Genomic DNA, 15581 nt, shown 5'->3' with positions numbered 1-15581 from the left:
TCAGAGCCGCAGGAACCCCATGTCCGGGAAGTGGGCCGGCGCGATGATCGCGCCGGTCTCTTCCGCTTCCGCGAGGAACCGCTGCCGGGTGCGGAGCGCGAGTTCGGGGTCGACGTCGCCGAGGAAGCCCACTCGCGTGTCCGTCAGCTGCGCGGGCGTGTGCAGGACGTCGCCGAGCAGCAGCAGGCGCTCGTCGTCCGCGGTGATGTCGAGGACGTAGTGGCCGGGCGTGTGCCCGGGGGCGTGCCGCGCCACGATCCCGGGCGCGATCTCGACGGTGTCGCCGCTGATCGCCTCGGTCAGCCCCGCGCCGCGGGCGGTCTCCATGCCGACACGGCTCCATTCGCTCGTCCCGGCGGGCGCGATCAGGGCGTCCCAGTCGAGTTGGCCGAAGACCACCTGAGCGCCGGGGAAGGTCAGCTCGCCCTCGGGCGCGATCCAGCCGATGTGGTCGTTGTGCAGGTGGGTGAGGAAGACGGTGTCGATCTCGCCGACCGGGCAGCCAGCCTTGTCCAGCGCGGCCGCGAGGTCGCCGCCCGTGCCCATCGGCGGGGTGGGGTCGCCCTTGGCGGGCGTCATCCCCGGCGGGAAGGCGAATTCGCGCGGGCCGAGCCCGGTGTCGACCAGGATCGTGCGGCCGTCGCCGCGGATCAGGTACGCGCCGGTCGGGACGTGCACGGTGCCGTCCTCGTCGAAGATCTCCGGGTGGGCCTCGGGGTCGAGACCCGGGAAGAACGCGAGCGGCAGCCTGATCAGACCGTCCCCGAGCGCTTCGATCTCGATGTCTCCGACGGTGATGCCCACCAAAACCCCCAAAAAGCCGATTCCGTTGCCGGGAACGACAACCGGCGGAGGGCCCGGTCTGTTCCCGGTTTCAGAGACCGGCCGGTTCCCGCAGCTCAGCGGTGGCGAACCCGGCGATGCCCTCGGCGAACCCGGTACGAGCGGTGAAGCCGAGCAGACGCCGGGCGCGGGCGGGGTCCGCGACGACGTGCCGGACGTCGGCGGGCCTGGCACCCCCGGCGATCTTCGGAGACGGCCCGCCACAGGCCTTCGCGAGTTCCTCGGCGAGTTCGCCGACGGTGTGGGGCTGCCCGGAACAGATGTTCAACGGTGTCAGGTCACCTTCGGGTCCGTCGGTGCGCAGCGCCAGGACGTTCGCCCTCGCCACGTCGTGGACGTGCACGAAGTCTCGCTGCTGTTTCCCGTCCTCCAGCACGATCGGCGCCTCGCCGCGCAGGAGCGAGGAACGGAACAGCGACGCGACGCCCGCGTACGGGGTGTTCTGCGGCATCCGTGGCCCGTAGACGTTGTGGTAGCGCAGGGCCCAGACGGTTCCGCCGGTTTGCCGGGCCCACGCCGCCGCCAGATGTTCCTGCGCGAGCTTGGTGGCCGCGTAGGTGCTTCGCGGCCGCAGCGGCGCGTCTTCGGGGACCAGGCGCCAGTCGAGTTCGGCGCCACAGGTGGCGCACGAGGGCTCGAAGCAGCCGGCGTCCACATCGGATCGCTTCCGCGGCGACGGCGGCACGATCCCGTGGATGGGGCATTCGTAGCGGCCTTCGCCGTAGACGACCATCGACGAGGCGAGCACCAGCTTCCGGACCCCGGCCCGGTGCATCGCGGCGAGCAGGACGGCGGTCCCGTAGTCGTTGTTCAGCGCGTACGACGGCGCGTCGGACGGATCGACGCCGTGCCCGACCACGGCCGCCTGATGGCAGACCGCGTCGACGCCGTCCAGCAGCTCGGCCACCAGTTCGGGGTCGGTGACGTCGCCACGCAGGAACCGGTGGCGGCCGGTGTACCCCGGCGGATGCGGCGAACCGTGCGCGGTGCTCAGAAGGTTGTCGAGGACGACGACCTCGTCACCTTGATCGGACAGCAGATCGGCGATGTGGGAGCCGATGAATCCGGCCCCGCCGGTTATCAGTGTTCGCACCGTCCCGACGCTAGGGGCGATCCCGGGCGGCGGCGCCGGATCGCGGGCTCACGTCAGGGAATCGTCACAACTACGCGGCACCGCTGAAGCGAAGATCAGCCGAAACCGGATACGGTGTGACCATGGAACGGAGCGCACAACGGCTGGGCCGCGCACTGGTGGTCATCGTGGACGATCGGGTCGCCCACGGCGAACACGAGGACAACACGGGACCGCTGGTCACGGAGCTGCTCGAAGAGGCCGGGTTCATCGTCGACGGCGTCGTGGTGGTCGAGGCCGAGACGGCCGCGATCCGCAACGCGCTCAACACCGCGGTGATCGGCGGTGCAGACCTGGTGATCACCGTCGGCGGCACCGGGGTCTCGCCGCGCGACCGCACCCCCGACGCGACGGCCGGGGTGCTCGACCGCCCGATCCCGGGCATCGGCGAAGCCCTGCGCGCCTCCGGCCTGGCCGCCGGCGCGGTGGACGCGGGGATCTCCCGCGGGCTCGTCGGCGTCTCCGGCAGCACGCTGGTGGTCAACCTCGCGGGTTCGCGCGCGGCCGTCCGCGACGGCATGGCGACGCTCTCGTCGCTGGTGCCGTACGTGATCGACGAGCTGTCCGGGCTCGAAGAGGCCTAGTTCAAGAGGCTCGGTTTTCAGGGGCCCCGCGTTCAGGAGGCGGGGTCCTTCGGGGCGGGTCCGGGTTCGGTCCCGGGCTCGCCCTTCTTGTCGTGGTGCAGCACTCCTTCCACTTTTTCGGTGACCTGGCCGATCTTGTCCTCGAACCGGCCGCCGGTGACCTTGTTCGCCCCGGCCGACGCCGCCGAGACACCCTTGGCCGCCACGTCGCCCGCCTTCTCGGCCAGCGGCCCGGCCTTCTCGCGGACTTCGCCCGCGACCTCTTCCGCTTTGTGGATGGCCTGCGCGGCCAGCCCCTTCGCTTTTTCGACGATGCTCATGCGCTGATGGTCCCACCGGCGGGCGGCCCCCGCGACCGGTGCGAAAATGGGTGTCATGCCAGGTGAAGACGAGGACAAGCGTTCCTCCGCGGCGGAGAAACGGCGGGTCGACGAGATCTTCGGCGACGTCCTGCCGGACACGACCTCCGACGAGCGAGAGCCGGGGCAGCGCACCCCGGACTCCGACTCGTGGTTCCTGGAGAACCGGCCGCCTCATCACGACCGGTGACCCGGGTCAGTTCGCGCGGTTCTGCTGCGCGCGCAGCAGGTCACGGATCTCGGTGAGCAGTTCGACGTCGGTCGGCTCCGAGGGGCCGGCCTCTTCACCGCGCTTGCGCCGCTCCTGGACGTGCTTGACCGGCAGCACGATCACGAAGTAGACGACCGCGGCCACGATCACGAAGTTGATCGCCGCGTTGATCACGCCGCCGAAGTCCATGAACGTCGAGTCGTTCGCGCTGAGGATGTTGAACCCCAGCCCCTTGGCGGCGTCCGAGCCGCCGATGGCATTGATCAGCGGTTTGATCAGGCCGTTCGTGAAGGCCGTGACGATCGCTGTGAACGCGGCGCCGATGACCACCGCGACCGCGAGGTCGACGACGTTCCCGCGCATCAGGAAGTCCTTGAAGCCCTTGATCAAGACGCTCTCCTCTTTCACCTGGGACGGTTCGCCGACCGTCCCTTCTCCATACCGGGGGGACGCAGGCGCCCGCCGCCACAGGGCAGGCGCGAGCTAGCGGAGGGTAACCGTTATGGACCGTTCCAGCGAGGTGGCCGCGACTCGTGTCGCGATCGCGGAAGGCAGGGAAAGCAGCACCAAAGGTCCCTTGCTCCCGGCACGGGGCGAGGTCGGATCGCGGGTGCTCTGCTCGCCCACCGCGGCCACGACGGCCGCGCTGGCCAGCACGGACGCCTCGCGCCCGGCTTCGGCGGCCGCGACGACGTCGACGCGGCGGCCCGGCCTGAGCAACTCCGCGACACCGGCGTCGGCGAGCCTCACCGGCACGGTCGAACTCTCGGGATCACCCGATCCGGGGATGCCCGCGTCCAGCAGGCGGACGTCCGTCAGCGGTTCACCCGCCCGCGCCGCACCGACGAGCATCCGCCCCTCCACCGAGGAAGGCAGGCCGGTGGCGCCCTGTGGACGGACGTCGTCCGGGAGGTCGACGAGTTTGACGTCCTCGGCGCGCAGCAGCGAGCCTGCCGGGAGGTCGCGGGCGGAGACGACGGTCGCGGTGCCGGGCGCGCCGCGTGCGGACGCGGGCAGGAACAGCGCGATCAGGCCGCCGAGCAGCAGGGAAAGGGCGAGCCAGCGGCGGAGCAGCCGGGCCGGCCTGCCGTGGAGTCTTCGCAGGACGGGCAGTTGATGGAGCACGGGATTCCCCCTCGTCGATCGGTGTTGATCTCGACGTTAGGGGCGGGCGCGCTGCCCTGGAAAGAACGAAAACCCCCGGCTGTGGATAACCGGGGGCCTGTGGACAACTCGGGACGTCAGGAAGCGGCGGCGGCCGTTTTCGTCGTACCCGTGGAGGAGGATGTCGCGCTCTTGGTCTCCGGCTTCGACTCGCTCTTCGACTCCGTCTTGGTCTCGGACTTGGCCGGGGCCGAGGTGGTGCTGGCCTTCGAGTCACGCGAGTCGGTGCGGTAGAAACCGCTGCCCTTGAAGACCACGCCGACCGAGCTGAAGACCTTGCGAAGCGGGCCCGAGCACTGCGGGCACACGGTCAAGCTCGCGTCGGAGAACGACTGCACGGCCTCGAAAGCGTGGTCGCATTCCTTGCAGGCGTACTGGTAGGTGGGCACTGCTGCTCCTTCGTGCATTGGCACTCAGCCGACAAGAGTGCTAACGCCCTACGGTACCGGGGCATTCCGACGCAGGTCAAACAAGGTTTCCCAAGGTCACATGACGACCTGGTCACGCCCTCTGTTCCGTACCTGTTCCTCGCCGGACCGAGATCGGCTCTGGTCCAGGGTACGAGCCGTCATGAGCTGGGCGGTCTCCGAGCGTGCCGCCTGAGGGGCTCGCCTTCCTGCTCAGTGCTCACTCTGGCGGCCTCTCCGGCCACCCCGTGTGCCTGTTGCTCCGCTTCCCTCGCCCCTGCCGTCTCTAGCGCCGGGTCGGTCGCGTCAAGGCATGATGTGGCCGTGTGGCTCCTGGGTCTCCGTCGTCGTTGGTGGCGCGCTGCGGGTGCTGCCCTGCGGCGTTCGCGCCGCGCTCATCGATGCGAACTTGGAGATTCGGCCTCCCGGCTCACGGCTACCCGCAACACCGGCAGGCATGGTCACCGCCATGTACGGCATGAGCTACGGCCAAGCCCACCGGGTTCTGCCGGCTGAGGGTGTTCGACTTCGAGGGTGCGTACCGGTGAACCCGGCCGCTCAGCGCCCGCGGGGTCACGGTCGCGGGCGCTGAGCGTTCCGGCGAGTCGGGGCGGTGCCACGGCTCCGCTTCCGGGGATCGTCAGCCGGGGTGCGAACTGGGGACTCGACCCCCGGTCCGCGGCGGCGCCCTTTCTCGTCCGTCAAAAGTAACCTCCGGCGCCGCCGCCCGGCCTCTTCCCGATTGCGTGGCGCGCCGTCTGTAAAGGGTGTCGTCTCACCTCCGATCGGAAAGGCTCGAATATGGCGGACGCGAAGCGCCGCAGGAAATCGACGTGACCTTCACCGCCGAAGTCGTTCCTGATTCCAATAGCGGCCTGCCCTGGGTGAGAATGCAGGAATCCGCCGAATTCTCCGGTGCTGGAATGGTCGTCAAGGTCGGCGGCACCGTGGGCGGTCACGACCACGAGGCGACCAGGTCACCGTGCGCCTGATCAGGAGGATTTCCTGAGAAGGGCGGGCCGGGCGCGGGCTGGAGTGTCCACAAGGGACGAAAGAAGCTCGCGAACCCGCCGGTCCATGTCGTCCCGTAGCGGCCGGATGCCGACGATCCCTTCGGTTTCCGGGTCGGGGACGACCCATTCGACGTATCTTGTCCCTTCGGCGACCGGATAGGTCTCGCAGCCCATGGTGATCACGATGTCGGCCGCCGCCACGTCTTCGTAGGTGACCCGGCTCGGCACCTCGCCCGAGATGTCGACGTCCCATTCCGCCAGCGCGCCCGCCACCAAGGGATTGATCCGCTCCGCCGGGTCGCACCCCGCGGACCGCACGGTCACCCGGCCGAATCCGTGATGCTTCAGCAACGCGGCCGCCATCTGCGATCGGCTCGCGTTGTGCACGCACACGAAAAGGATATCCGTCATCTTCTCGCCCGCTCTCCTCGGTTTCGTGGCCTGCTCCCGACGTTACCCGTGAAAATCTCATTCGTGGGACATGCGGAAAAGAGGCGCAATCGAGGAGAAGTTCACCGTTCCGTCCCACTCGCAGTCTTGAAGAAGAGGACGGTATAAGGGTGGTGACACACTTCGGCCGGTGTTCGAAATGGACGGCAGGGGTGGTCGATGACCGAGATACGGGTGCACGGCGCCGTCATGGCGCACCCCCGGCGCCGGGCAGAGGCGGAAGCACTCGCGCGACTCGATCCCGCCGGTGCGACGCGGGTCGTCCTGGACCCCGATCCGGACGGGCCGCCGACGGCCGCGCGCACCACGAGACTGGCCTGGAGCGGCGTTCCCGACGACGCGACCCACTTTCTCGTCCTGCAGGACGACGTCCGGCTCGCCGACGGCTTCTTCGAGCACGCGAGGAAGGCGGCCGGGCGGCTGCCCGGCGACGCGATCGCGTTCTACGCCAACTGGAACTCGCGCAACGGCGCGGCCGTGCGGATGGCCGCGGCCGCCGGTGCGGACTGGGCGACGGCGGTCAACGAGTACGCGCCCTGCGTCGCGTTGATGCTGCCGGCCGAGATCGCGCGCGGTTACGCCGGATACGCGGTCCGCGACGGTGACCGGTGGCCGTGCGACGTGCTGATGTTCCGCTATCTCAAGGCAGTGGGGACACCGATCCGCATCGCGGTGCCGAACACCGTCGAACATTCCGGCCTGCCCAGTGTCGCCGGCAACGACGCGCACGGTCTGCGGCGTTCCGCGTGTTTCTCCGCGGTCGCCCCCGCGACGGTCGGTGACGTGCTCGCCGAGCACGAAGTGATCCCCTTCCACAAACACCTGACTTCCGAATGCGCCGTACGCGGCGACGGGTACTGGGAGTACCTCGGAACAGAACGGCTCCTGCGGCGATCGGGGATTTCGCCGCAGGAGTGCAGAACCGGGTTCGAACGCGGCTCGGACCTGTCCGAAGCCGCCTGGCAGACCTGGCTGACCGCGTTCGCCATGGGACTGTCCACTGTGGAACACAGTAGTGCGGTGCTTGACCAGGCGCTGGCGACCATCGGCCCGGGCGGTCTCTGCGATCGGCTCCTGGCGTCCGAGATCGAGGCGATCACACCCTCGCACCACGACGTCGCCGTATGGGGTTTCGCGGCGGGGCGTGATCGAGCGGGCAGGCCCAGGCGGCCACGCCGGGGGACCGGGATCCGGATCGCGATCACCGGCCCTGGCGGCCCGCTCGCCGAGCACCTTTCCGGACTGCTGACCGAACTCGGCCACGACGTCGTCGACAGCGCGAGGGCCGCCGAGGGGACGAGGCGCGTGCACCTCGGCGACGTGGCGGATCCCGGCGACGTCTTCCGCACGATCGTCGACGCCGGATCGCGTGAGCACGTCCTGCGGTTCGCGACGCCGATCGGGCCGCATACCTCGACGGAAACCCTGGTGGCGCACTGGATTGAGCTGGCATGGACCCGGCGGCCGCTGCCGGTCGACCCCGACCGCGTCCACCAGTTCACCGACGTACGCGATATGGCGAGCGCGATCGACGCGGTGCTGACCGGCGGACCGGTCGCGCCGGTGTACGACATCGCGACGGCGACCCTCACCGGGAATGAACTGGCGAAGGTCGTCTGCGCCGCGGTTCGCGCCGTGCCGACCGAAGTCGTCACCGCCCCGTCGGACACGCGCGTGATGAAGCTGGGCCTCGCGGCCGCGGAACTCGGCTGGACGGCCACGATCCCGGCCGAGGAAGCCGTCCGGGCCTTCGGCAAATGGCTCGCCTACGACGTGGACCGGGTCCGATGAGGATCCTCGTCGCGGGCCCCGTCCCCGAAACCAGCGACTACGGCAACGGCGTCACCGCGCGCCGGTGGGCGCGTCTGCTGCGGAACCTCGGCCACGAGGTCCGGGTCGCCCAGGACTACGACGGCGAGCGCTACGACCTGCTCATCGCCTTGCACGCGCGCAAAAGCGAGGCCGCGATCCGCGCCTTCTCCGCCGCTTGCCCGGACACGCCGGTCGTGATCGCGCTGACCGGCACGGATCTCTACCCGGACCTGGTCACCGGGGGCGTCGACCTGGGCTTGCTCGGACGAGCCGCGCGGATCGTCGTCCTTCAGCCGCGAGGACTTCTCCAGGTTCCGTTCGGGCTTCGCGGCCGTACCAGGGTGATCACCCAGTCGATGCCGCCGATTCCGGGCGAGGCACCGGCGGAGGACCGCTTCGAGGTCGCGTTCCTGGCACACGCCCGGCCGGTCAAGGATCCGCTGCGGCTGAGCGAGGCGGTGCGCCTGCTGCCGTCGTCGTCGCGGATCACCGTGACCCATGTCGGCGGCGTGCGCGAGGACGACGTCGGCGAGCGGCTGCGTGCCGAGTCGGCGGAAAACCCGCGCTACACCTGGCTCGGCCCGCTGCCGCGACCCGAAGCGCTCGCCGTCCTCGCCCGCAGCCGCCTGCTGGTGCTGACGTCGCTGCACGAGGGCGGGGCGAACGTGGTCACCGAAGCGCTCGCCGCCGGGGTCCCGATCGTGTCCACCCGCGTCCCGGGTTCCGTCGGGCTGCTCGGTGAGGACTACGCCGGCTACTTCCCCGTCGGTGACACGGTCGCGCTCGCCACCGTGCTCGACGACGCCGAGCACGACCGCGACGGGCTCTACACGCGGATACGGCGGCAGTGCGCCGCCCGCCGCGCTTCGGCGGATCCGGAGCGCGAAACCCAGGCATGGCGACGACTGCTCGCCGAAGCGGTGCCGGCGAACTCCGGATACGAGGGAGTGCGATGAAACTCAGGAAGAGCGTTCCGAAGGTCGGTGGTGGCGGGGTGCACCGGGAATTCACCGCCGAGCAGACCTACGCGCGGATCGAGCCGCATCTGCGGCGCGCCGGGGTCACCCGGGTCGCGGAGATCACCTGGCTCGACCGGGTCGGCATCCCGGTCTACAACGCCATCGCGCCGCGCTCCAACGACATCATCTCCGTCTACAACGGCAAAGGTCTGACGAACATCGACGCCAGGACGTCCGCGGCGATGGAGGCGATCGAGCGGTTCTCCGCCGCGCTCCCGGTGCGGCCGCGGGTCATCGCGTCCTACGAGGAGCTGGTCGCCGAGGGCCGCACGGTGCTGGATCCGCGCGAGAACAACGCGGAGCTTTCCGCGCACTACCGCGACGATCTCCCGATCTCGTGGGTCGAGGCGTACGACCTGATGAACGAAGAGTCCGTCCTCATCCCGCAGGCGTCCGCCGTCTACGGGCTGAAGTTCCATGAACCTCCTTGCTACAAGGTGCTTTCCACCAATGGCCTGGCGTCGGGGAACAGCCTCGAAGAGGCCATCTGCCACGCGCTCACCGAATTGATCGAGCGCGACTCGATGACCAACGCGGAACTCGTGAGCAGCCAGCTGGCGCAGGTGCTGGAAAAGGGCATCTTCGTCGAGCCTCAGCCCGAGCACATCACGTCGTACCTCAGGGAACTCCACCCGCACGTGGACCTGGAAACGCTGCCGCCGGTCGCGAAATCCCTCGTGGACAAGTTCCACGACGCCGGGCTGAAGATGCGGATCGTGCACATCACCTCGGATCTGGAGATCCCGAGTTTCCTCGCCGCCACCTCCGAAGACCTCGGCCCGACGACGTCGCAGGGCCACGGCGGATTCGGCACGCATCCCGACGCGAACGTCGCGCTCATCCGCGCCATCACCGAATGCGCGCAGGGTCGCGCCGTCGACATCCAGGCGATGCGCGAGGACATCCGGCTCCCGACCGAGAACGTGTCCAAGTACCAGAACCACGTCCAGCGGTCGGCGACGATCGACAAGGGCGCGTGGGCCTGGCAGCCGATGCGCAAACAGGTCGCGTTCGACGAGATCCCGTCGTGGACCACCGACGACGTGATGACCGACATCGAGCTGATCCTGGACCGGATCCGCGCCGCCGGTATCGACCGCGCGCTCGCCGTCGACCTCTCGCCGCCGGGGATCCCGGTGAGCGTCGTGCGGGTGATCGTGCCGCGGCTCGAATCGTGGGCCGTCGACCACTGCAAGATCGGCCCGCGTGGCGCCGCGGTCTGGAACGACACGCTGCTGGAACTCTCCGCCCGGATCCGGGCCGCCGAACTTTCCAAGCCCGCCTAGGAGATCGTCATGCGCGCAGTGGTTTTCATCGGCCCGAGCATCGACATCGAATCGGCTTCGGCCGAACTCGACGTCGAGTTCCTGCCGCCGGTCAAACGGGGCGACCTGGCCGGACTGCTGGCCAGGCCGGAGCCGCCGGAGGCCATCGGCATCGTCGACGGCCGCTTCTTGCAGAGCCTGTGCGTCTCGCCGAAGGAGGTGCTCGAAGCGATGGACCGCGGTGTCACGATGTTCGGTTCGTCGAGCATGGGCGCCTTGCGCGCGGCGGAATGCTCGCCGTTCGGCATGGTCGGCGTCGGCAAGATCTACGAGGAGTACTTCTCCGGGCGGATCGATGCCGACGACGAGGTCGCCGTCACCTACGACGAGGAGAACCTCTCGGCGTTGTCGGAGCCGATGGTGAACATGCGGTTCGCCATCGCCGCCGGCATCGAGCAGGGCGCGTTCGCCCCCGGGACGGGCGAGCGGTTCCTCGAGATCGCCAAGGAGCTGTACTTCCCGCAGCGGGTCAACCGGACCGTGCTCATGCTGCTGCGCCGGGAGATCCCGGAGGACGAGCACGCCAGGATCGCCGCCTTCTTCGCCGGCGGGGCCCCCGACACGAAACGCGAGGACGCCCTGCTGCTCCTCGCGGCGATGCGGGACTTCCTCGACCCGGCCGCCGTACCGCAGATCAAATCCGCCGACGTCCGAGGTGCGCTGTGAACATCGACCCGTCTCTCGCCCCGCTGGCCGGGTTAAGCCCCGACCAGCTGGAACGGTTCCTGGAGGCCGTGCGGACGTCGTCCGACGGCGTCCAGGGCACGCTGGAATCCCTGACCATGACGATCATGACCTCGATCGAATGACCGCGGCGCCTTTGGCGGAGGAGGGTGTCACACCGTCGAAGGCGGGCATCTTCTCCAAGGAGTACCGGGCGAGCACGATCGGCTTCGCCTGCGTGATGTTCCTCGAAGGGTTCGCCGCGCTGGCGCTGGTCACCACCCTGCCGGTGGCGGTCGGCCAGCTCGACGGGCTCCACGTGTACGCGCTGGCGCTGGGCGGGTTCGTCACGATGAGCCTGTTCGGCAGCGTGCTGGCGGGCGAGATCGCCGACAAGCGCGGGCCCCGGCTGCTGCTGATACTCGGACTGGGCCTGTTCCTTGCCGGGCTGCTGGTGGCGGGAACCGCGACCACGATGTGGCAGCTGATCGCCGGACGCTGCGTGCAGGGTTTCGCGAGCAGTGTCGTGGTCGTCGGGCTCAACGTCACCATCGCGCAGTCGTATCCGTCGAAGCTGCGGCCGAAGGCGCTCTCGCTGATGAGCACCTGCTGGATCGTGCCGTCGATGATCGGCCCGGCGATCGCCGGGACGGTCACCGAGCTGCTGTCGTGGCGGTGGGTGTTCTTCGGGCTGGCGATCCTGGTCTCGGTCGCTTCCCTGATCCCGCTCGGTTTCCTGCGGCGGCTCAGCCCGGTGGCCGACGACGAACGCGCGACGCCGCCGGGTCTCGTGCGGGCCGCGGCGATCGTCGCGGTGGCGGCGGGGGTCCTGCACTTCGGCGCGTCCGGATTGGACCTGACACATCTCGCGTTCGCCGCCGTCGGCGTCGTCGCGCTGGTGATCAGCGTGCCGCGGCTGCTGCCGGAAGGGACGCTCCGCGCGGCCAGGGGTATCCCCGCCGCGATCCTGCTGCGGGGGCTCAGCGCGGGCATCTACTTCACGCTGGAGTCCTACATCCCGCTGATGCTGATCAACCAGCGGCAGATCTCGGTGACCGTCGCCGGTGTCTCCTTCACCGGGGCGACGCTGCTGTGGGCGGGCGCGGCCTGGCTGCAGGGGCATCCGTGGGCCGAGGTGCCCCGGCACCGGTTGGTGCTGCTCGGTTCGGTGGTGATCGCCGGATCGAGCGTGATCGCGATCTTCGGCGTGTTCGGGTTCGTGCCGCCGCTGACCGCGAGCGCCGCGCTGATCGTCGCCGGATTCGGGATGGGGCTCGTGATGCCGAGCTTGACGGTGCTCGCCTTCGACCACTGCCCGCCGGAGGACCAAGGCCGGTACTCGGCCGCCATGCAGGTGTCGCAGGGCCTCGGGAGCGTGGTGCTGATCGGCGCGGCGGGGGCGCTGTTCAACGTCGGGACGGCCGTCGAGTACCCCGGTGCGCTGGTCTACGGCGTGGTCTTCGGGTTCGTCACCCTCGTGGCCGTTCCCGCCTGCCTGCTGGCACTGCGGAGCCGGGTGACCTGACCGATCGGACGAATGCCGCCCGCCGGGTGCGGACCGATCCCGATCAGCTCCGCACCGGCGGAGATGCCCTGGTGAAGAGCGGTCGCTGACGATGGGGACATGGACATTTCCCTTTCGCCCGCGGCCGGATCGGGCCGCCGGGCGGCGCGAAACGCGCGGGCCGCACGCCTGCCGTCGCTGACCGGGATGCGCTTCATCGCCGCGCTCGCGGTCTTTCTCTCCCATCTCACCCTGGAGAACCTGTTCGCCGACGACGGCGTCCAGAAGTCGATGACGGCGATGTTCATCCAGGGCGGTTTCACCGGCGTCGGATTCTTCTTCGTGCTCAGCGGATTCGTGCTGGCCTGGTCCGCACGGGAGAAGGACACGGCACGGACGTTCTGGCGGCGTCGGTTCTTCAAGATCTACCCGAACCACGTCGTCACCTTCGTCGCGGCGGCGTTGCTGCTGGGCTTCGTCGCGAACGAGACCTTCGACCCCGGGACAGCGGCGCTGAACCTGTCGTTGCTGCAGGCCTGGGCGCCGGTCAACGGCGGCTTCAACATCGTCTCGTGGTCCCTTTCCTGCGAAGTGCTGTTCTACCTGTCGTTCCCCTTGCTGTTCCGGTACATCCGCCGGATCCGGCCGGACCGGCTGTGGTTTTGGGTGGGCGTGGTCGTCGCGCTGATCCTGCTCGTCCCGCTCGCCGCGACCTCCCTGCCGAACGAGCCCTACCTCTGGTACGCGGAGACCTCGGTACCGCGGTTCTGGTTCGTCTACGCGTTCGCCCCCGTACGCCTGCTCGACTTCGTGTTCGGCATCCTGCTGGCGCGGGTCGTGCTGGAAGGGCGCCGCCTGCCGCTGGGATTCGGCTGGGCCGCTGCCCTTTCCCTGGTCGCCTACGCGACGGCGCCGCTGTTCCCGATGACCTACAAGCTGACGGCGGTCACCGTGGTGCCCCTCGGCCTGCTCATCGCGGCGGGCGCGGTGGCCGACCGTGACGGGAAACGGACCTTCCTGGCCGGCCGCCGGATGGTGTGGCTCGGTGAAGTCTCCTTCGCCTTCTACATGGTGCATTGGCTCGTGCTCACCTTCGGGGTGAGGTGGATCGGGGACGAATGGGGGACACCGGCGGCGCTGGGGGTGACCGCCCTGCTCTTCGGTGTGACGCTCGTCTTGTCCTGGCTGCTTTACGCGGGCGTGGAACGACCCGTCATGCGGCGCTTCTCCACCCGGCGCAGACCGCGGTTCGTTGTGTATCGGCAAGATCCGGCTTCCGCGAAAACCGCGGCACCGGCACCCACGGTGAGGATGGAAGACCATGGCTGAAGAACTCGACAGTTTCCCGTTCCCGCAGGGCCCCCGGGGCCGTCCCGTCGAAGACTACGAGCACCGTCTGCGGGAGTGCCCGCTCGGCAACGTACGGCTCCAGAGCGGCGACGTGGCGAGGCTCGCGGTCCGGTACGACGACGTCGTCAAGGTGCTCAGCGACCAGCGATTCAGCCGGAACCTCACGTACGAGGGGGCGCCGAGGCAGGCCGACGGTCTCGATTTCACCGTCGACCCCGACATCATCATGAACATGGACCCGCCCCGCCACACCCGGCTGCGCCGCCTGCTGGCGGGGACCCTGACCCCGCGCAAGGTCGAGGAGTGGCGGCCAAGGGTGCGCACCATGGCGAACAAGATGATCGACGGGCTCGATGGCCCGGTCGTCGACGTGGTGAGCACGGTCGCGTTCCCGTTCGCCGTCGAGGTGATCAGCGAGGTGATGGGGGTACCGGGGATCGACGCCGAGCGGATCCGGCACTGGTCGGATCTCCTGCTCCCGTCCGGCGGCCTCGGGATCGAAGAGCAGACCGCGGCGCTGATGGAGTTCGCGGCGTACTGCGTCGAACTGATCGAACAGGTCCGCCACCTGCCGGGCGACGGCGTGCTCCAGACAATGATCCAAGCGCGGTACGAAGGCGACCGGCTCACCGACGACGAGCTGGTGCGCAACACGATCGGCATGTTCCTCGCCGGGCACGAGACGACCGGATCGGTGCTGTCCCGTGCGTTCCTGCGGCTGCTGGCCCCGCGTGAGCACTACGACCGCCTGGTCGCCGAGCCCGGTCTGATCCCCAGCGCGGTCGAGGAACTGCTGCGCGTCGAGGTACCGGGGGACGGCGCTCCGCTGCGGGTCGCGTTGGAAGACGTCGAGCTGGCGTCCGGGACGATCCGCAAGGGTGAGGCGGTCGTCGCGTCCTTCGTCGGGCCGAATTACGATCCGACGATCTACGACGCCCCGCGGGAGCTGCGCCTCGACCGGGACGAGAAGGCCCATCTGACCTTCGGCCGCGGGGTGCACTTCTGCCTCGGCGCGAACCTGGCGAGGATGGAGATGCAGGAACTGATCGGCGCCTTCGTCGACCGGCATCCGGATCTCTCGCTCGCCGAGGACCCGGACGAGGTCGAGTGGACCGACAGCGCCTTCAAGCGGCCGTCCCGGCTGCTGCTGAACCTGCGCTGAGCAAAGACGAAGGGAGCTTTCCCCGCGTGAGACGCGAGGAAAGCTCCCTTCGTCATGTGGGAGCCGGGAGACCGGCTACCACTGCCACCGGGTGGGCGTCCCGGTGAAGTCCTCGGCCCGCATCCCGAACGCCCAGGCCGGCCGGATCGCGACGACGGCGTTGACGTCCGGGTCGTAGCTGTAGGCCGACGAGTACTTCGCGTTGGCCGTTTCGACGAACGTGGCGATGGCCTCCGGGTCCGTGACGAACTCCGCGACGCCGTCGAGGACGACCGGGTCGAGCGCGTCGTCGATGGTGACGGTGCAGCGCGGGTCGGCGCGCAGGTTGCGCATCTTGCGCGAGGTGTGGGTGCTGCCGAACCAGAGGGCCTCGCCGTCCCAGGCCGCCCATACCGGCATCACGTGCGGCCTGCCGTCGGGCCGGACGGTCGCGACCCAGTAGTTCATCGTGGCCCGGAGTTTGTCGTCGGCCCAGGACCAGGGCAGCAACCCGGCTTCACACTGTTGGGTGCCGTAGCCGGGCATGTGCGGACGGCCTGCCTTCAGCGGTTCTCGGATACCAGTGCTCATTTTCCCTGCTTTC

General features: G+C 69.3%; 19 protein-coding genes. 11 read left to right on the top strand and 8 right to left on the bottom strand.

What is annotated here, in order from left to right:
• Together ACZ1DY_RS38410 and ACZ1DY_RS38405 are read right to left on the bottom strand one after the other, a co-directional pair.
• Entirely contained in the window at window positions 1-804 is an 804-nt protein-coding gene (locus tag ACZ1DY_RS38410; RefSeq protein WP_465482570.1) for an MBL fold metallo-hydrolase, read from the bottom strand.
• Between the two features lie 70 nt (window positions 805-874).
• Window positions 875-1936: an NAD-dependent epimerase/dehydratase family protein gene (locus ACZ1DY_RS38405; RefSeq protein WP_465482569.1), complete on the bottom strand. Its 1062-nt coding sequence runs from the start codon at window positions 1934-1936 to the stop codon at window positions 875-877.
• A gap of 122 nt (window positions 1937-2058) precedes the next feature.
• Between ACZ1DY_RS38405 and ACZ1DY_RS38400 the strand changes: the two genes are divergently transcribed.
• Entirely contained in the window at window positions 2059-2559 is a 501-nt protein-coding gene (locus tag ACZ1DY_RS38400) for a MogA/MoaB family molybdenum cofactor biosynthesis protein (protein ID WP_005155592.1), read from the top strand.
• Between the two features lie 32 nt (window positions 2560-2591).
• On the opposite strand, the gene ACZ1DY_RS38395 is transcribed toward ACZ1DY_RS38400, so the two are convergent.
• Window positions 2592-2879 carry an Rv0909 family putative TA system antitoxin gene (locus ACZ1DY_RS38395; protein WP_465482568.1) on the bottom strand — a complete coding sequence of 96 codons (288 nt, stop codon included), beginning with the start codon at window positions 2877-2879 and terminating at the stop codon, window positions 2592-2594.
• 55 nt (window positions 2880-2934) lie between these two features.
• Between ACZ1DY_RS38395 and ACZ1DY_RS38390 the strand changes: the two genes are divergently transcribed.
• A complete protein-coding gene (locus ACZ1DY_RS38390; protein WP_257484175.1) occupies window positions 2935-3108 on the top strand; it encodes a hypothetical protein in 174 nt (57 codons plus the stop codon).
• A 6-nt stretch (window positions 3109-3114) separates the two neighbouring features.
• Here the strand turns inward: ACZ1DY_RS38390 and mscL are convergent, their stop codons facing one another.
• The 3 genes from mscL to ACZ1DY_RS38375 all read right to left on the bottom strand — a co-directional run bounded on the left by mscL (window position 3115) and on the right by ACZ1DY_RS38375 (window position 4682).
• The gene (mscL, locus tag ACZ1DY_RS38385; protein WP_126736847.1) at window positions 3115-3519 is read right to left on the bottom strand and encodes a large-conductance mechanosensitive channel protein MscL; all 405 of its coding nucleotides are present in this window, start codon (window positions 3517-3519) and stop codon (window positions 3115-3117) included.
• Between the two features lie 93 nt (window positions 3520-3612).
• Window positions 3613-4254 (bottom strand): SAF domain-containing protein, encoded by a 642-nt coding sequence (locus ACZ1DY_RS38380; RefSeq protein ID WP_465482567.1) that lies wholly within the window; start codon window positions 4252-4254, stop codon window positions 3613-3615.
• A 116-nt stretch (window positions 4255-4370) separates the two neighbouring features.
• Window positions 4371-4682, bottom strand: coding sequence for an FmdB family zinc ribbon protein (locus tag ACZ1DY_RS38375; protein ID WP_126736849.1), 312 nt, complete (start codon window positions 4680-4682; stop codon window positions 4371-4373).
• A gap of 851 nt (window positions 4683-5533) precedes the next feature.
• Here ACZ1DY_RS38375 and ACZ1DY_RS38370 point away from each other — a divergent pair.
• Window positions 5534-5692, top strand: coding sequence for a hypothetical protein (locus tag ACZ1DY_RS38370; RefSeq protein WP_465482566.1), 159 nt, complete (start codon window positions 5534-5536; stop codon window positions 5690-5692).
• On the opposite strand, the gene ACZ1DY_RS38365 is transcribed toward ACZ1DY_RS38370, so the two are convergent.
• A complete protein-coding gene (locus tag ACZ1DY_RS38365) occupies window positions 5693-6124 on the bottom strand; it encodes an arsenate-mycothiol transferase ArsC (protein WP_257484178.1) in 432 nt (143 codons plus the stop codon).
• A 198-nt stretch (window positions 6125-6322) separates the two neighbouring features.
• Between ACZ1DY_RS38365 and ACZ1DY_RS38360 the strand changes: the two genes are divergently transcribed.
• The 8 genes from ACZ1DY_RS38360 to ACZ1DY_RS38325 all read left to right on the top strand — a co-directional run bounded on the left by ACZ1DY_RS38360 (window position 6323) and on the right by ACZ1DY_RS38325 (window position 14998).
• On the top strand, window positions 6323-7954 hold the full coding sequence (locus ACZ1DY_RS38360; protein WP_465482565.1) for an NAD-dependent epimerase/dehydratase family protein: 1632 nt from the start codon (window positions 6323-6325) through the stop codon (window positions 7952-7954).
• Window positions 7951-8931 carry a selenoneine biosynthesis selenosugar synthase SenB gene (senB, locus tag ACZ1DY_RS38355; protein WP_465482564.1) on the top strand — a complete coding sequence of 327 codons (981 nt, stop codon included), beginning with the start codon at window positions 7951-7953 and terminating at the stop codon, window positions 8929-8931. Before ACZ1DY_RS38360 ends, senB begins: the two co-directional genes overlap by 4 nt.
• The gene (locus ACZ1DY_RS38350) at window positions 8928-10280 is read left to right on the top strand and encodes a YcaO-like family protein (RefSeq protein WP_465482563.1); all 1353 of its coding nucleotides are present in this window, start codon (window positions 8928-8930) and stop codon (window positions 10278-10280) included. The genes senB and ACZ1DY_RS38350 overlap by 4 nt, the downstream gene beginning before the upstream one ends.
• 9 nt (window positions 10281-10289) lie before the next feature.
• Entirely contained in the window at window positions 10290-10985 is a 696-nt protein-coding gene (locus ACZ1DY_RS38345) for a TfuA-like protein (protein WP_257484182.1), read from the top strand.
• The gene (locus ACZ1DY_RS38340; RefSeq protein WP_257484183.1) at window positions 10982-11128 is read left to right on the top strand and encodes a hypothetical protein; all 147 of its coding nucleotides are present in this window, start codon (window positions 10982-10984) and stop codon (window positions 11126-11128) included. Before ACZ1DY_RS38345 ends, ACZ1DY_RS38340 begins: the two co-directional genes overlap by 4 nt.
• Window positions 11125-12507 (top strand): MFS transporter, encoded by a 1383-nt coding sequence (locus ACZ1DY_RS38335; protein ID WP_465482562.1) that lies wholly within the window; start codon window positions 11125-11127, stop codon window positions 12505-12507. The genes ACZ1DY_RS38340 and ACZ1DY_RS38335 overlap by 4 nt, the downstream gene beginning before the upstream one ends.
• Before the next feature lie 99 nt (window positions 12508-12606).
• Window positions 12607-13815, top strand: a complete 1209-nt coding sequence (locus ACZ1DY_RS38330) for an acyltransferase family protein (protein ID WP_465482561.1) — start codon at window positions 12607-12609, stop codon at window positions 13813-13815.
• The gene (locus tag ACZ1DY_RS38325; RefSeq protein WP_257484186.1) at window positions 13808-14998 is read left to right on the top strand and encodes a cytochrome P450; all 1191 of its coding nucleotides are present in this window, start codon (window positions 13808-13810) and stop codon (window positions 14996-14998) included. Before ACZ1DY_RS38330 ends, ACZ1DY_RS38325 begins: the two co-directional genes overlap by 8 nt.
• 75 nt (window positions 14999-15073) lie before the next feature.
• On the opposite strand, the gene ACZ1DY_RS38320 is transcribed toward ACZ1DY_RS38325, so the two are convergent.
• Window positions 15074-15568 (bottom strand): TIGR03618 family F420-dependent PPOX class oxidoreductase, encoded by a 495-nt coding sequence (locus ACZ1DY_RS38320; RefSeq protein WP_225949358.1) that lies wholly within the window; start codon window positions 15566-15568, stop codon window positions 15074-15076.
• Between the last annotated feature and the right edge of the window lie 13 nt (window positions 15569-15581).

The sequence above is a fragment of the Amycolatopsis sp. PSD-21 genome (assembly GCF_055561455.1).
The sequence above is the reverse complement of the archived record's forward strand: the minus strand, read 5'-3'. Positions and strand labels throughout refer to the sequence as shown.

What these genes read in the sequence shown, in the direction of transcription:
- ACZ1DY_RS38400 (WP_005155592.1), top strand. Translation starts at nt 2,059, where the DNA reads ATGGAACGGAGCGCACAACGGCTGGGCCGCGCACTGGTGGTCATCGTG.
- ACZ1DY_RS38395 (WP_465482568.1), bottom strand. Translation starts at nt 2,879, where the DNA reads ATGAGCATCGTCGAAAAAGCGAAGGGGCTGGCCGCGCAGGCCATCCAC.
- ACZ1DY_RS38390 (WP_257484175.1), top strand. Translation starts at nt 2,935, where the DNA reads ATGCCAGGTGAAGACGAGGACAAGCGTTCCTCCGCGGCGGAGAAACGG.
- ACZ1DY_RS38365 (WP_257484178.1), bottom strand. Translation starts at nt 6,124, where the DNA reads ATGACGGATATCCTTTTCGTGTGCGTGCACAACGCGAGCCGATCGCAG.
- ACZ1DY_RS38360 (WP_465482565.1), top strand. Translation starts at nt 6,323, where the DNA reads ATGACCGAGATACGGGTGCACGGCGCCGTCATGGCGCACCCCCGGCGC.
- senB (WP_465482564.1), top strand. Translation starts at nt 7,951, where the DNA reads ATGAGGATCCTCGTCGCGGGCCCCGTCCCCGAAACCAGCGACTACGGC.
- ACZ1DY_RS38350 (WP_465482563.1), top strand. Translation starts at nt 8,928, where the DNA reads ATGAAACTCAGGAAGAGCGTTCCGAAGGTCGGTGGTGGCGGGGTGCAC.
- ACZ1DY_RS38345 (WP_257484182.1), top strand. Translation starts at nt 10,290, where the DNA reads ATGCGCGCAGTGGTTTTCATCGGCCCGAGCATCGACATCGAATCGGCT.
- ACZ1DY_RS38335 (WP_465482562.1), top strand. Translation starts at nt 11,125, where the DNA reads ATGACCGCGGCGCCTTTGGCGGAGGAGGGTGTCACACCGTCGAAGGCG.
- ACZ1DY_RS38330 (WP_465482561.1), top strand. Translation starts at nt 12,607, where the DNA reads ATGGACATTTCCCTTTCGCCCGCGGCCGGATCGGGCCGCCGGGCGGCG.
- ACZ1DY_RS38325 (WP_257484186.1), top strand. Translation starts at nt 13,808, where the DNA reads ATGGCTGAAGAACTCGACAGTTTCCCGTTCCCGCAGGGCCCCCGGGGC.
- ACZ1DY_RS38320 (WP_225949358.1), bottom strand. Translation starts at nt 15,568, where the DNA reads ATGAGCACTGGTATCCGAGAACCGCTGAAGGCAGGCCGTCCGCACATG.